Source organism: Streptomyces sp. col6 (genome assembly GCF_008042035.1).
GTDB lineage: Bacteria > Actinomycetota > Actinomycetes > Streptomycetales > Streptomycetaceae > Streptomyces.
In genome coordinates this window covers 1,533,700-1,548,874 of sequence record NZ_RDBL01000006.1, presented here as the reverse complement: position 1 = coordinate 1,548,874, position 15,175 = coordinate 1,533,700, and the positions used below count along the sequence as shown (strand labels likewise).

The window sequence follows — 15,175 nt, the reverse complement described above, 5'->3', positions numbered from 1 at the left end:
CGTGTGCGGAACCGTGCGAAACAGTGGACCGGTGCGGTCAGAGCGCGTCCGGGCCGCGTTCGCCCGTACGGACCCTGATGGCTGTCTCGACGGGGACGCTCCAGACCTTGCCGTCGCCGATCTTGCCTGTGCGGGCGGCCTTGACGACGACATCGAGGAGCTGTTCGGCGTCCTCGTCCTCGACCAGGACCTCGATGCGGATCTTGGGGACGAGGTCGACGGTGTACTCGGCGCCCCGGTAGACCTCGGTGTGGCCGCGCTGACGGCCGTAGCCGCTGGCCTCGGTGACCGTGAGGCCCTGGACGCCGAAGGCCTGGAGGGCCTCCTTGATCTCGTCGAGGCGGTGGGGCTTCACGACTGCGGTGATGAGCTTCATGCGTCCACCTTCTTGTTCGTCGGGGCGGCCGTGCCGGGCGCGGGGGCGGAGGTACGGGACGCCGCGCCGCCGCCGGCGCCGCTGAAGTCGTATGCGGTCTCGGCGTGCTCGACCTGGTCGATGCCGGAGATCTCGTCGTCCTCGTCGACCCGCATCCCGAGGACCTTGTCGACCGCGAAGGCCAGGACCGCGGAGACGACGAGAGAGTACGCGAGGACCGCGAAGACGCCGACGGCCTGCTTGCCGAGCTGGTCGAGCCCGCCGCCGTAGAAGAGGCCCTTGGCGTCGGACTGGACGCCGCCGGTGGCGAAGAAGCCGACGAGCAGGGAGCCGATGACGCCGCCGACGAGGTGGACGCCGACGACGTCGAGGGAGTCGTCGTAGCCGAACTTGTACTTGAGGCCGACGGCCATGGCGCACAGCACACCGGCGATGGCGCCGACCGCGATGGCGCCGAGCGGGCTGACCGCGCCGCCGGCCGGAGTGATGGCGACAAGTCCGGCGACCGCGCCGGAGGCGGCACCGAGGGTGGTGAAGGCGCCGTGGCGGATCTTCTCGTAGGCGAGCCAGGCGAGCATCGCGGCGCCGGTGGCGACCTGGGTGTTGACGAACATGACCGCGCCCACGCCGTCGTCGTTGCCGAGCCAGGAGCCGGCGTTGAAGCCGAACCAGCCGAACCACAGGAGACCGGCGCCGAGCATGACGAGCGGCAGGCTGTGCGGCCGCATCGGGTCCTTCTTGAAGCCGACGCGCTTGCCGATCACCAGGATCACGCCGAGGGCGGCGGCACCCGCGTTGATGTGGACGGCCGTACCGCCGGCGAAGTCGATGACGCCCAGCTCGAACAGCCAGCCGCCCGCGCCCCAGACCCAGTGCGCGACCGGGAAGTAGACGACGGTGACCCACAGCGTGATGAACAGGGCCCAGGAGGTGAACTTGACCCGGTCGGCGAGGGCACCGCTTATCAGGGCGGGCGTGAGGACGGCGAACATCAGCTGGAACACGGCGAAGACGTAGACCGGGATGGTGTAGCCGTCCCAGAGTTCCGTGACGCCGATCCCGCTGAGGCCGACGAAGTCCTGGCTCCAGCCGATGACCGAGCCGGCGTCCGTGCCGAAGGCGAGGCTGAATCCGTAGAGCACCCACAGGATCGTCACGATCCCGAGGCTGATGAAGCTCATCATCAGCATGTTGAGGGTGCTCTTGACGCGGACCATGCCTCCGTAGAAGAAGGCGAGGGCCGGGGTCATGAGCATCACCAGGGCCGAGCAGATGAGCATGAAGCCGGTGTTGGCTGCAGACAGCGTCGGGGTGTCTGCGGCAAGCGTCGTGATGCCTGGGGGCATCGGCGTCTCCTCGTCGTCGGTGCGGCCGCGTGCGGGCGATGGGGGCACAACCACGTGCGGGACCACTGGGGAAAAGTGCGGGCCGGTTATGCGCCATGAGATTCGCGCAGCGCCGTTTCGGCCGGTGCGCCGCGATGTTTCGCCGCAGTGACGAAGGAGAGCGACGTGTTACGTCCCCATGAACCGCACGTGCCGTGCCCACGCTCCGGCCTACTCTGCGGCCCGAGCCGCATACGGTGCGGTTACGACGCTCGGCCGGGGGAACGACCACACGAACCGGCCACGGCGATCACCCGTTGACCTGGCAATGGGGGGAGCCGAAGTCGGTCTGTGCTGGGTGATCGTCGTGGCCGGGGTCTGTGGGGCCCTGCCGTGGTCGCGCTAGACGGCTTCCACGGTCTCGGGGAGCTGTTCGACGAGGAGTTCGGTGAGCCGGGCGATCTCGGGTACGTCCCCGTAGTCCCTGGCGGCGGTGTCGACGGTTTTGCGCAGCCGTGTGTTGACGCGCTCGGAGCGGACCTTCTTGGCGACGCGCAGCGCCTGCTCGGCCGGCCCGGTGGACGCCTCGGGCTCGCCCTTGAGCAGGTGCACGGTGGCGAGGCCGATCAGGTTGAGCGCGTAGGAGCGCTGGTGCTCGTCGTCCTCGCCGAAGAGCTGGACCGCCCGCTGCATGACGGGCTCGGCGAGCGAGGCGTAGGTGGGGCTGCGGCCGGCCACGTAGGCCAGGTCGCGGAAGGAGTGCGAGTTCTCGCCGTTGAGCTCGGCCTCGGAGAAGAAGCGGATCCAGTCGGGCTCGGGCTCGCCGTCGACGCCGGCGTCGAGGAAGGTGTCCTCCGCCATCCGGACCGCCCGCTTGCACTTGCTGGGCTGGCCCATGTTGGCGTAGGCGCGGGCCTCCATCGCGTACAGCATGGCCTGGGTGCGCGGGGTTGCGCAGTCGCGGCTGCCGTACTGGGCGAGGTGGATCAGCTCCAGGGCGTCGTCCGGGCGGCCGAGGTGGATCATCTGACGGCTCATGCTGGACAGGACGTACGAGCCCAGCGGCTTGTCGCCGGCCTCCTTGGAGGCGTGCAGGGCGAGCACGAAGTACTTCTGGGCGGTGGGCTGGAGGCCGACGTCGTAGCTCATCCAGCCGGCCAGCTCGGCCAGTTCGGCGGCGCAGCGGAACAGGCGCTTGGCGGTGGCGGCGGGCTGCGGCTCCTGGAGCAGGTCGGTGACCTCGTGGAGCTGGCCGACGACGGCCTTGCGGCGCAGTCCGCCGCCGCACTGCGCGTCCCACTGGCGGAACATCGCGGTGGTCGACTCCAGCAGGTCCAGCTCGGGGCCGGAGAGCCGGGAGGGGCGGCGGGACGCCGCGGCGGGTTCCGGTTCGGCGGCGGGGGCGGCCGCGACCGGTACCAGCCAGCGCTGCATGGGCTCGATGAGCGCAGGGCCCGCGGCGAGGGCGAGGGAGCTGCCGAGGAAGCCCCGGCGGGCGAGCATCAGGTCGCTGCGGGAGAACTCGCTGAGCAGGGCGACGGTCTGCGGCCCCGCCCACGGCAGGTCCACGCCAGCCACCGAGGGCGCCTGGTGCGGGGTGCGCAGCCCCAGGTCCTCGACGGCGACGACGCTGCCGAAGCGCTCGGAGAACAGCTCGGACAGGATGCGCGGGATCGGTTCGCGGGGCTGCTCGCCGTCGAGCCAGCGCCGCACCCGGGAGGTGTCGGTGCTGATGTGGTGGGCGCCCATCTGGCGCGCCCGGCGGTTCACCTGCCGTGCCAGCTCGCCCTTGGACCAGCCGCTGCGCACGAACCACGATCCCAATTGCCCGTTGGGGCGCTTACCGGCATTCGTCTCGCCTGCGCCGCTGCCACTCACTGGAACGCCCCCATCCCGCCGAATACTGTCGCGCGAAGCACTATCAGAATGCTCCGAACTCATGTCGCCCGTACGGGCGTTGTGCTCGATCGAACATAAAATCGGGTTGCCTCCGGCATACCCATGGGCGCACATACTTCCATGGTTCGTGTACCGACGGTAATCCTACGATCACGGGCTCGGCGAGGGTCTTTGCGCAATCGCCACCATTCGCCACCCCTTCGATTGAACGCCACCCGCACGGGCCGCGATTCACTTGACAGGGCGATCAGGACAGGCGCAGAGAAGCGCCCGGGGGCGCGCGGACGGTTGCACGCTCTCTTTCGTAACCACCGGCGAGCCGGACCCGTTGGAGGGGGCATGGGCTTCACGATCGGCATCCGCGAGATGCGCACCGGTGCACGGCGTCGCGCGCGTTCCGCCTCCGGCGGCACCGCGGTGGCGGAGTACACGGGGCTGTGGGGCTGGGCCGTCGTACCGGGGGCCCGCGCCGCTGACGGCGTCTGCTCCTGCGGGGACACCGGCTGCGCCGACCCGGGCGCGCATCCGCTGGACTTCGCGCGCGAGGTGCCCGCCGGGGCGACGCTCGACGCGGCGGCGCGCGCCTGGGCGGAGGTGCCGGGCGCCTCGATGATGCTTCCGGTGGGCCGCGGCTTCGACGTGCTCGACGTGGCGGAGGGGGCCGGGCGCCGGGCCCTGGTCCGGATGGAGCGGATGGGCCTGCCGCTGGGGCCGGTCGCGGTGACCCCGCAGGGACGGACGCAGTTCTTCGTCGCGCCGGGCGCCGCGGACGCGCTCCCGGGGCTGTTGTACCGGATGGGCTGGGACGACACGGGGCTCGATCTGCGGGCGCTCGGCCCCGGCAGCCACATCACGGCGCCGCCCTCCGACCGGGGCGGGCTCGGCCCGGTGCGCTGGCTGCGTCCGCCCGGCCTGGACAGCGCGACGCCCCCGGAGGCCCGGCTCCTGCTCGGCACGCTGGCGTACCTCTGCCACCGCTGGGCGGGGTCCTGCGGCTGAGCCGCGTACCGTCCGCACAGCGAGAAGCCCGGCCGCGTGAATCTCCGCGGCCGGGCTTCCGGCTGTTCCGTCCGTTCTGTTCGCCGGACCGTCGTGTCAGTCCCCGATCAGGGCGTCCACGAAGGCTTCCGGCTCGAACGGGGCCAGGTCGTCCGGTCCCTCGCCGAGGCCGACGAGCTTGACCGGCACGCCCAGCTCGCGCTGGACGGCGATGACGATGCCGCCCTTGGCGGTGCCGTCGAGCTTGGTGAGGACGATGCCGGTGATGTCGACGACCTCCGCGAAGACCCGCGCCTGCACCAGGCCGTTCTGCCCGGTGGTGGCGTCGAGGACGAGCAGCACCTCGTCGAGCGGACCGTGCTTCTCGACGACCCGCTTGACCTTGCCCAGCTCGTCCATCAGGCCGGTCTTGGTGTGCAGCCGGCCGGCGGTGTCGATGAGTACGACGTCGGCACCCTCGGCGATGCCCTCCTTGACGGCGTCGTAGGCGATGGACGCCGGGTCACCGCCCTCGGGGCCGCGCACGGTACGGGCACCGACGCGCTCGCCCCAGGTCTGGAGCTGGTCGGCGGCGGCGGCGCGGAAGGTGTCGGCCGCGCCGAGCACCACGCTGCGGCCGTCGGCGACGAGCACCCGGGCCAGCTTGCCGGTGGTGGTGGTCTTGCCGGTGCCGTTGACGCCGACGACCATCACGACGCCGGGGGTTTCGAGGCCGCTCTCCGTCTTCACCGCGCGGTCGAAGTCGGTGCCGAGCAGCGTGAGCAGCTCCTCGCGCAGCAGGGTGCGCAGCTCCTCGGGGGTGCGGGTGCCGAGCACCCGGACGCGCTCGCGCAGGCGCTCGACCAGTTCCTGGGTGGGGGCGACGCCGACGTCGGCGGTGAGGAGGGTGTCCTCGATCTCCTCCCAGGTGTCCTCGTCGAGGTTGTCCCGGGACAGGAGCGCGAGGAGCCCCTTGCCGAGGGTGTTCTGCGAGCGGGCGAGGCGGGCCCGCAGCCGGACGAGCCGGCCGGCGGTGGGCTCGGGGACGTCGAGCGCGGGGGCGGCGGGCGCCTCCGGTGCGACGGTCTCCGGGGCGGCCTCGGCGGGCGGGGCCGCGACGTCCTCGATGGTGCGGCGCGATTCCTCGCGCGGCTCTTCGGCCTCCTCGCCGACATGGGGCTCGGCGGGAGGTGTGAGGGGCGGCGTGCTCGACGGCGCCGGGGGCAGCTGCTTCTTCTTGCGGCTGCTGACCACGAGCCCGCTGATCACGCCGACCGCGACCAGGGCGATGACTACAGCAAGGATGACGAATTCCATAACCCACCCAGTATCAGTCACCCGGGCCGGCAATCGGGGAAGGGAACCGTCCGGCACCGGGCCCGAAGCGCGGGTGGCAGCCCGTTCACCATGCCCGATATGCCGGAAAGGTACGATCCTGGCCGTGGAGACCCGTGGCCTGGAACCCGTGCCCGACGAGGCGCGGACCGGCCGGGTCCGCTCGCTCTTCCCCACCTGGGCCACGGCGAACATGACCGTGCTGCTTCTCACCGTCGGCGCGGGGCTCGTCGTGCTGAACGGGCTGAACTTCTGGCAGGTGCTGGCGGTGGCGGTGGTGGCGCCCCTGGTGTCGTTCGGCCTGGTTGGTTTCATCTCGGTGGCCGGGAAGAGCGGCGGCGCCCCCGGTATGGCGCTGTCGCGGGCGGCATTCGGCCATCGGGGCAATCTGGCACCCGGGGCACTGATCTGGGTGGCGCGCTGGGGCTGGGAGGCCATGAACGCGGTCACCGGCGCGTACGCCCTGCTGACCGTGGGCCGTGTGCTGTTCGGCGTCCGGAGCACGACCGCGCTGATCATGGCGACGCTGCTGGCCTTCGTCGCGGCGAGCTTTCTCCTGTCGGGCCTCGGGCTGCGGGCGCTGCGGGTGGGCTGTACCTGGTCGGCGTGTGTGTTCGGCGCCTTCAGCGTGCTCGTGCTGGCGCATCTCGCCGTTTCGGTGCCGTGGCGCGTGGTGCTGGACCGGCCGCCCGGCCCGGCGGCGATGGTGATCGCGGGCATCGGCACGCTGGCCGCCGGCGGGATCAGCTGGGCCCCGTCCGGGCCGGACTTCACCCGCTATCTGCCGCGCGCCTCGTCGGGCCGGTCCATGGTCGCGGCCGCGGTGGGCGGGGCGCTCGTGGTGCTGCTGCCGCTGGTGGTGATGGGGGCGGTGATGGCGGTGCGGACGCCGGAACTCGCCGTCACCGGTGACCCCGTCTCGTTCATCGGCGCCCTGCTGCCGACCTGGCTCTCCGTCCCGTACCTGGTCGTCGCCCTCACCGGCATGGTGCTGATCAACGCGCTGTCGATGTACTCGGCCGGGTTCACCGCGCAGACCCTCGGCATCACGCTCCCGCGCGCCTGGGCCGTCGGGGTGAACGCGGCGATCAGCCTGTTCCTGGGCTCGCTCCTGATGATGGTGGCGAGCAGTTTCGTCGACGCGTTCGTCTCCTTCCTGCGTCTGCTCGCGGTGGCGTTCTCCGCCTGGATCGGGGTGTTCGCCACGGACATGCTGCGCGGCCGCCGCTACGACCCGGTGGCGCTCATGGACCCCACCCCGTCCGGCGCCTACTGGTACACGGGAGGCGTCGCGTGCTCCGCCGTCGTCGCCTGGGCCGCGGGCCTCGCCGTCGGACTCCTGTTCACCGGAGTCGAGTGGTTCACCGGCCCGCTCGCCGGCACCTGGCCGGGCCGCAGCGGTCTGGGCTGGGCGGCCACGGTGCTCGTCTCGGGCGGTCTGTACGCGGTGCTGCCGCGCCCGGGACGCCGGGACCCGGCCGCCCACTTCTGACGATCCGCGGGCCGAACCGCGTACGGCCCCGCTCGCGGGCGCGAACGGGGCCGTACGGTTTCGAGAAGGGCCGGCGGGAGTCAGCCCATCTCCTCCAGCGCCTTGCCCTTGGTCTCCTTCACGAACTTGATGACGAAGGGGATCGAGAGCGTGGCGAAGCAGGCGTAGATGATGTACGTGCCCGAGAGGTTCCAGTCGGCGAGGCTCGGGAAGCTCGCGGTGATCGCCCAGTTGGCGATCCACTGCGCCGAGGCGGCGACACCGAGCGCGGCGGCACGGATGCGGTTCGGGAACATCTCGCCGAGGAAGACCCAGACCACGACACCCCACGACAGGGCGAAGAAGAGCACGAAGATGTGGGCGGCGGCGAGCGCGACCGCGCCCTGGGCGGTCGGCAGCTTGCCGTTGACCAGGTCGGCGGAGAAGGCCCACGCCTCGAAGGCCAGGGCGACGGCCATACCGCAGGAGCCGACGAGGGCGAGCGGACGGCGGCCGACCCGGTCCACCAGGATCATCGCGATGACGGTACCGATGATGTTGACGATCGATGTGGTGAACGACCAGAAGAAGGAGTCGGTCGGGTCGATGCCGACGGACTGCCACAGCGTCGCGGAGTAGTAGAACGCCACGTTGATACCGACGAGCTGCTGGAACACCGAGAGGCCGATGCCGACCCAGACGATCGGCAGGAAGCCGAAGCGGCTGCCGAGCAGATCCCTGAAGGACGACTTGTGCTCGCGGCGCATCGCTGTCTCGATCTCGTCGACGCGCGCGTCGAGGTCGACGTTCTTGCCCTCGACCTCTTCGAGGATCTTCCGGGCCCGCTCCCGCTTGCCGATGGAGAGCAGGAAGCGCGGCGACTCCGGGATCGCGAACGAGAGCAGCCCGTAGAGCACCGCGGGCACGACCATCACGCCGAGCATCCACTGCCAGGCCTCCAGCCCGCCGATCTTGCCGCGCTGGTCGCCGTCGGCGATCTGCAGGATGCCGTAGTTGACGAGCTGGGAGATGGCGATGCCGATGACGATCGCGGCCTGCTGGAACGAGCCGAGCCGGCCGCGGTAGGCGGGCGGCGAGACCTCGGCGATGTAGGCGGGGCCGATCACCGAGGCCATGCCGATCGCGAAACCGCCGATGATGCGCCACATCGCCAGGTCCCAGAGCGCGAACGGGAGCGCGGAGCCCACGGCGCTGACGGTGAACAGGACGGCGGCGATCTGCATGCAGCGGATGCGCCCGATGCGGTCGGCGATGCGGCCGGCCGTGGCGGCGCCGATCGCGCAGCCGATCAGCGCGATGGCGATCACCTGGGCGAGCGTGCCGGAGCCGATGTCGTAGCGGTGGCGGATCGCCTCGACGGCCCCGTTGATCACGGAGCTGTCGTAGCCGAACAGGAAGCCGCCCATCGCGGCCGCGGCGGTGATGAAGATGACATGGCCGAGGTGGTCCGGGTGGGCCGAACGGGCCCCGGACTCCGGTCCGGATCCTGGCGATGGACTGGTCACGTAAGGCCTCCCTGGGGCGGGGCCGCGGCATCGGACATGGGTGAGCTGGTCTCAAGTGGCGCACATCTTCGGCCCCGCCACCACTCGGGTACCCCCGCGTTCAGCGAAGACGCTGACTGATCACCTTGGAGACGCCGTCGCCCTGCATCGAGACGCCGTACAGCGCGTCGGCGACCTCCATCGTCCGCTTCTGATGCGTGATCACGATGAGCTGAGAACTCTCCTGGAGCTCCTCCATGATCCGGATCAGCCGCTGGAGATTGGTGTCGTCCAGGGCCGCCTCGACCTCGTCCATCACATAGAACGGGCTCGGCCGGGCCTTGAAGATCGAGACCAGCAACGCCACTGCCGTCAGGGACCTTTCCCCGCCGGAGAGCAGGGAGAGCCGCTTCACCTTCTTGCCCGGCGGCCGGGCCTCGACGTCCACGCCGGTGGCCAGCATGTTGTCCGGATCGGTCAGGATCAGCCGCCCCTCGCCGCCCGGGAAGAGCCGCGAGAAGACGCCCTCGAACTCGCGCGCGGTGTCCCGGTACGCCTCCGTGAACACCTGCTCCACCCGCTCGTCGACCTCCTTGACGACCTGGAGCAGATCGGCCCGGGTCTTCTTCAGGTCCTCCAGCTGCTCGGAGAGGAACTTGTGCCGCTCCTCCAGCGCGGAGAACTCCTCAAGGGCGAGCGGATTCACCTTCCCGAGTTGCTGGTACGCCCGTTCGGCCGACCTGAGCCGCTTCTCCTGCTCGGCCCTGACGAACGGCCGGGGCTGGTTACGCGGATGCTCCGGGTCCTCCGGAAGCTCCTCGCCCTCGGCGGGCGGGGACGGCGGCACCGGCTGGTCGGGGCCGTACTCCGCCGTCAGACCGGCCGGCTCGACGCCCAGCTCCTCCAGCGCCTTCGTCTCCAGCTGCTCCATCCGCAGGCGCTTCTCGGCACCCAGGACCTCGCCCCGGTGAACCGAGTCCGTCAGCTTGTCGAGCTCCCCCTTGAGGTCGCGGCCCCGCAGCCGCTCGGCCCCGAGCTCCCGCTCCCGCTCACCCTTCGACGCCTCGGCCGCCACCCGCTCCTGCTCCGCCCGTACGACGGACACCTCGACGTGGGCCAGCAGCTGCCGGGCGCCCGAGGCCACGGCCGCGGCCACCTCCGCCTCGTGGCGCAGCCGGGCGCGACGCCGCTCGGCCCGGTCCCGCGCCTCGCGCTCGGTCCGGGCTGCCCGGTCCAGCGAGTCGGCGCGCCCGGCGAGCGCCTTGACGCGCTCCTCGTGCGTACGGACCTGGAGGCGGGCCTCCATCTCGGTCTGCCGGGCGTTGGCGCCGTCGGCCGCGAGCCGGTCGCGCACCCCGGTGTCCGGCTCGTCGTCGGCTCCGTCACCGGCCGCCTCCTCGGCGACGAGCAGCCGCTCGGCCAGCTCCTCGGCCTCCTCGGTGGCCCGTTCCAGCGCCTCCTGGGCCCGCGCGGCGGAGGCGTCCATGCGCTCGGCCTCCCCTGCGGCGCCCCGCGCCTGGCCGGCCAGCCGGCCGAGCTGCTGGGCGACCCCGGACCGCTCCCGCTCGACGGCCCGCCGCCGCTCCCCCAGCTCCTCGACGAGCGCCGCCGAAGCGGTCCGCCGCTCGGCCGCCACCCGCTGCGCCTCGGCCAGTTCGGCACACCGCACTGCGAGTCCGGCGAGCTCGGCGGCGGCCTCGTCCACGGACGCCTGCACTTCGAGCAGGCTGGGCGCGCCGGCGGAACCGCCGTGCGCGAAGTGGGCGGAGAGCAGATCGCCCTCGCCGGTCACCGCCGTCAGCACGGGATGCGCGGCGACCAGGTCCTCGGCGTCCTCCAGGGTGGCGACGACGACCATGTCCCGCACCAGCCTGCGGACGGCGGCCACCAGTTCGACGGGTCCGCTGACGAGATCGGCGACGGGGGTCTGCCGGCCGGTGGCCGGGGCCAGCACCTGTGCGGCGGGCTCGGGTGCCACCGCCCCGTGTACGGGCTCCGTGCTCTGGCCGGGAAGCGCCACATGGGCGGCGCCTTCGGGGTGCGGCGGGTGCGCCGGACCGCCCTGTCCCGGTACGTGCCCGGCGGCCCCCAGCAGCAGGGCCGCACGCCCCGCGTCCTGTTTGCGCAGCAGCCGGATCGCCTCCGCCGCCGTGGCCGGGTCCGTGACCGCGACCGCGTCCGCCGCCGCGCCCAGTGCCGCCGCCACCGCGATCTCGTGGCCCGGGGCCACCGTCAACAGTTCGGCGGCGGGGCCGAGGAGGCCGGTGAGCCGGTCGCGGGCCCCGAGCAGTGCTCCCGTACCGTCCTTGCGCCGCAGCCCGAGGGCCAGCGCGTCGTGCCGGGCCGCGACGGCGGCGCGCTGCCGCTCGGCGGCGGTGGCCTCCTCGCGGGCCCGGGAGAGCGCGGCCTCGGCCTCCCTCAGCTCGCGCCGGGCGGTGTCGTGCCGCTCACCGAGTTCCGTGTCGCCGGCGTCCAGACCGTCGACCTCGGCCTTCAGCTCCTCGTACTCCTCCTGGGCCGCGACGGCCCGCTCCCGCGCCTCGTCGCGCGAGGCGGACAGCCGGTCGATCTCCGCCTGGGCCGAACCCGCGCGGCTGCGGGCGGCGTTGACCTGGCCGTGCAGCCGGGCGAGCCCTTCGCGGCGGTCGGCCAGGGCGCGGGCGGCGTCCTTGAGCCGGCGCTCCTCGGCGGCCAACTCGCGCTCCAGCTCGTGGCGGTGGGAGGCGGTGTCGTCGAGCGCGTGCTCGGCCGCCTCCAGGGCGGCGGTCAGCTCGGCCTCCTGCTCGCGGATGCGGGCGGCCTCGCGCTCCATGTCCTCGGGGTCTCGGCCCCGGCGCTCCTCCTCGGGCGGCGCGGTGGCGCTCTTCACCCGGGCGTCGGCCAGCGAGATCGTGCCGCGTACCCGTTCGGCCAGCTGCGACAGCTCGTGCCAGGTCTGCTGGGCGCGCTGGAGCCGGGGGGTCAGCCGGCGTACCTCGTCCTCCAGTTCGGCCTCGCGGGCGAGGGCTGCCTTGAGTTCGGCCTCGGCCGCCTCCCGGCGCTGCCGGAGCGCGGCCTCGTCGGCGATCTCGCTGCGCAGGGCGGTGCGCAGCGTCACCAGGTCGTCGGCGAGGAGCCGCAGCCGGGCGTCGCGCAGGTCGGCCTGGATGACGGCGGCACGGCGGGCCACTGCCGCCTGCCGGCCGAGCGGTTTCAGCTGCCGCCGCAGCTCGTCGGTGAGGTCCTGGACCCTGGCCAGGTTCGTCCCCATCGCGTCCAGCTTCCGCAGCGCCTTCTCCTTGCGCTTGCGGTGCTTGAGGACCCCCGCCGCCTCCTCGATGAAGGCGCGGCGCCCCATCGGATCGGCGTGGAGCACGGAGTCCAGCTGGCCCTGGCCGACGATGACGTGCATCTCGCGGCCGATGCCGGAGTCGGAGAGGAGTTCCTGGATGTCGAGCAGCCGGCAGGTGTCGCCGTTGATCTGGTATTCGCTGCCGCCGTTGCGGAACATGATCCGCGTGATCGTGACTTCGGCGTACTCGATGGGCAGGGCGCCGTCGGAATTGTCGATGGTCAGCGAGACCTCGGCCCGGCCCAGCGGCGGCCGGCCGGTGGTCCCGGCGAAGATCACGTCCTCCATCTTGCCGCCGCGCAGGGATTTCGCGCCCTGTTCGCCCATGACCCAGGAAAGCGCGTCCACCACATTGGACTTGCCTGACCCGTTGGGGCCGACGACACAGGTGATACCGGGTTCGAACCGCAGCGTCGTGGCGGAGGCGAACGATTTGAAACCGCGCAGGGTCAGGGCCTTGAGGTGCACGCCGCCGGACTCTACCTTTCGCTCTCGGTTTCGCTGATGAAGGTGCAGGGCACATCAGACGGTAAGGGAAGAGGTGTACGCCGGGGGCGGGACCTGCGCGAGGCGGGGGAAAAGAAAGAAGGGACGCCGAAGCGTCCCCTGTAATTCTGCGGATCATCGGATGTCGCGCACAGGTGCTCGTGCGGACATGCGTGACCGGATCAATGACGAGGCCGAGGAGAAGCGGATCGACGCAATCCGGCAATGACCCGGCCTGCGGTCCTGATCCTCAATGATCCGGTGATGATCCGTCGATGTGCCCGTGCGGTTGGCGCGTGGGCCCGACCGGCCCCTGAGGGCCTTCAGGCCGGGTCAGGTGAGCGCCGGCTCCGCCTGGGGTACGTCGATGTCGATGCTGTCGAGCAGCGACTCTTGGTGCTGGGCGGCGGCGTTGAGCGCGTCGTTCTCGTCCTGGATCCGTACGAGCTCGGATTCCAGGTCCTGGACGCGCTGCTGGAGCCGTCGCATCTCGGCGAGGAGTCGCGGGTCGGAACCGCCGACGTAACCGAGAAGCGCCTTTGCCATGATGGATGGTCCTCCACAATGAGTGACCGACCGATGCGGTGTGGGTCGTGAGGGATCGCACCCGCGGTGCTCGGCAGTGCCTCTGTGTCACTGCGTCCTGCTGCCTACCAGCTCTGCCGAACAGCTAAGGTGCGCGGGGATTTCAGAGTCTCACCAAAAAGTTTGACGGTCAACACGATCACACCCCGCAGTCGCGGGCGTCCCGGGGGCGCGCGGCAGAACGATCATGCGGCGCGACTCTCCAACGGGCCCCTCGGGGTACCGAGATCATCCTCAGGGCCGAAGCCTCGCATGCCGGCCGAATCTTGGCAACCATCAGAACATTCCGCAGGTCATTTCATGTGTACGTGCGACGGGAGCGCGGACCGTCACCCCCCGCCGCACATCGAACACGGCCCGAACACGAACCTTTTCGAGAGCCCCTTCACGGGCGGTCTCAGCGGATCGCGAATCCCTCGTATCCCCCGCGCGGCGTGTCCCAGATCTCAGTGACACCGTCGACGCGGCCGGGAGTGTCGTCGGACCGCAGCCAGTCCAGAAGACGGTGGCAATTCTCACGCCGGCCCTCGGCCACGACCTGCACCCTGCCGTCGTCGAGATTGAGGGCGAAACCGGTGAGGCCCCCGATCTCCAAAGCGTTTGCCCTGGTGAACCAGCGGAACCCTACTTGCTGTACTCGGCCGCGTACCCAAGCGGTGAGTCGTACATCTTCGTTCATGCCCGAACGCTAACCGGCCAATTGCATTCGTCGTACTTGTCGGCGAAACACCATGGCGTACAGTCCCCTCGCAAAAGCTTCACCCGTTCGGGTGAGCATGGTGGCGTCGAAAACGACGTCCTGGTCGTCAGAAGGGCACAGCAGATGGGACGCCATCGACGCAGCGCCGCAGCTCCCGCCGCTGAGGAACAGGTGGACGGGGCCGCGGGCCGGCACCGGGAGGCGGGCCGCAGAAAGCGGTCCGCGATCCCTGTGCGCACCGGACTGATAGGCGTCTCGGCGGCCCTGGCCGTCGGAGCCGTCGCCGTGGCCTCGGGGCTGTTGCCCGGCGGCGACAGCTACACCGTCGGCGGCGGTCCGGTCGCCGACCAGGTGCGCTCGCACGCGGCGCCGGACCTGCTCACCCAGGGCGGCGCCACCACCCCGTCCGCCGACCGCTCCTCCGCTTCGGCCACCGCCAGCCGTGGCACCGACCGCCCGGCGGCTCCGAAGAAGTCGCATTCCGCCACGCCGGACCGGTCGAAGTCGGCCTCCCCCAGCGCCTCGGACTCGGCGTCCCCGTCGGCTTCCGCTTCCGCCTCGCCCTCGAAGACCGCCACGCCGTCCAAGTCCCCGGCCGGCAAGAAGTCCACCGCCGCGAAGACGACGCCGCCCAAGAAGAAGGAGAAGGCCAAGCCCTCCTCCTCCTCGAAGGCCCCGGCCAGCCAGGCCGCCAGGAGCTCGGCGCCCGCCGCCCCGAAGTCCTCGTCCTCCGCGCCGGCCCCGTCGAAGAGCAGCACCCCGAGCGCCACCGCCGCCTCGGCCCAGGCCGCGATCCTGGCCCTCGTCAACGAGGAGCGCGGCAAGGTCGGCTGCAGCCCGGTCACGGCGAGCTCGTCGCTGACCTCGCTCGCCCAGAACTTCAGCGACGACATGGCGGCGCGCGGCTTCTTCGACCACACGGACCCCGATGGCAAGAGCCCCTGGGACCGGGCGGACGCGGCCGGTGTCTCCGGGCTCGGCGGCGAGAACATCGCCCGCGGCCAGGCCGACGCGGAGGCCGTGATGGACGCCTGGATGAACAGCGACGGCCACCGGGCAAACATTCTCAATTGCGATTACAAGACGCTCGGCGTGGGCGTCCACTTCGGGGCCGGCGGCCCCTGGTGGACCCAGGACTTCGGTTTCTGACCCGTCTCACCGCGGCACACACCCCTCGTACGCCC

11 protein-coding genes are annotated in these 15,175 nt (G+C 71.4%); 3 read left to right on the top strand and 8 right to left on the bottom strand.

The features are described from left to right. Nucleotides 1–37 precede the first annotated feature (37 nt). From EAO73_RS10945 to EAO73_RS10935, 3 genes are all read right to left on the bottom strand, one after another. Nucleotides 38–376 carry a P-II family nitrogen regulator gene (locus EAO73_RS10945; protein ID WP_147971177.1) on the bottom strand — a complete coding sequence of 113 codons (339 nt, stop codon included), beginning with the start codon at nucleotides 374–376 and terminating at the stop codon, nucleotides 38–40. Further along, nucleotides 373–1,722 (bottom strand): ammonium transporter, encoded by a 1,350-nt coding sequence (locus EAO73_RS10940; RefSeq protein ID WP_147971176.1) that lies wholly within the window; start codon nucleotides 1,720–1,722, stop codon nucleotides 373–375. The genes EAO73_RS10945 and EAO73_RS10940 overlap by 4 nt, the downstream gene beginning before the upstream one ends. A 381-nt stretch (nucleotides 1,723–2,103) precedes the next feature. Beyond that, a complete protein-coding gene (locus tag EAO73_RS10935) occupies nucleotides 2,104–3,579 on the bottom strand; it encodes a hypothetical protein (RefSeq protein ID WP_147971175.1) in 1,476 nt (491 codons plus the stop codon). 360 nt (nucleotides 3,580–3,939) lie between these two features. Between EAO73_RS10935 and EAO73_RS10930 the strand changes: the two genes are divergently transcribed. After that, nucleotides 3,940–4,599 carry a bifunctional DNA primase/polymerase gene (locus EAO73_RS10930; RefSeq protein WP_147971174.1) on the top strand — a complete coding sequence of 220 codons (660 nt, stop codon included), beginning with the start codon at nucleotides 3,940–3,942 and terminating at the stop codon, nucleotides 4,597–4,599. Between the two features lie 96 nt (nucleotides 4,600–4,695). On the opposite strand, the gene ftsY is transcribed toward EAO73_RS10930, so the two are convergent. Next, nucleotides 4,696–5,895 (bottom strand): signal recognition particle-docking protein FtsY, encoded by a 1,200-nt coding sequence (gene ftsY / locus EAO73_RS10925; protein ID WP_147971173.1) that lies wholly within the window; start codon nucleotides 5,893–5,895, stop codon nucleotides 4,696–4,698. A gap of 124 nt (nucleotides 5,896–6,019) precedes the next feature. Here ftsY and EAO73_RS10920 point away from each other — a divergent pair, with 124 nt between their 5' ends. Further along, nucleotides 6,020–7,405, top strand: coding sequence for a purine-cytosine permease family protein (locus EAO73_RS10920; RefSeq protein ID WP_147971172.1), 1,386 nt, complete (start codon nucleotides 6,020–6,022; stop codon nucleotides 7,403–7,405). Between the two features lie 80 nt (nucleotides 7,406–7,485). On the opposite strand, the gene EAO73_RS10915 is transcribed toward EAO73_RS10920, so the two are convergent. From EAO73_RS10915 to EAO73_RS10895, 4 genes are all read right to left on the bottom strand, one after another. Then, a complete protein-coding gene (locus EAO73_RS10915; RefSeq protein ID WP_147971171.1) occupies nucleotides 7,486–8,910 on the bottom strand; it encodes a sugar porter family MFS transporter in 1,425 nt (474 codons plus the stop codon). Between the two features lie 100 nt (nucleotides 8,911–9,010). Beyond that, nucleotides 9,011–12,688, bottom strand: coding sequence for an AAA family ATPase (locus EAO73_RS10910; protein ID WP_147971170.1), 3,678 nt, complete (start codon nucleotides 12,686–12,688; stop codon nucleotides 9,011–9,013). 351 nt (nucleotides 12,689–13,039) lie between these two features. Then, complete coding sequence (locus EAO73_RS10905; protein ID WP_018551753.1) at nucleotides 13,040–13,252, bottom strand: hypothetical protein; 213 nt, start codon at nucleotides 13,250–13,252, stop codon at nucleotides 13,040–13,042. A gap of 436 nt (nucleotides 13,253–13,688) precedes the next feature. After that, nucleotides 13,689–13,970 (bottom strand): acylphosphatase, encoded by a 282-nt coding sequence (locus EAO73_RS10895; protein WP_026242487.1) that lies wholly within the window; start codon nucleotides 13,968–13,970, stop codon nucleotides 13,689–13,691. Nucleotides 13,971–14,114: 144 nt separating this feature from the next. On the opposite strand from EAO73_RS10895, the gene EAO73_RS10890 reads away from it, so the two are divergent. Next, nucleotides 14,115–15,140 (top strand): CAP domain-containing protein, encoded by a 1,026-nt coding sequence (locus EAO73_RS10890; protein ID WP_191133986.1) that lies wholly within the window; start codon nucleotides 14,115–14,117, stop codon nucleotides 15,138–15,140. Nucleotides 15,141–15,175: the final 35 nt, after the last annotated feature.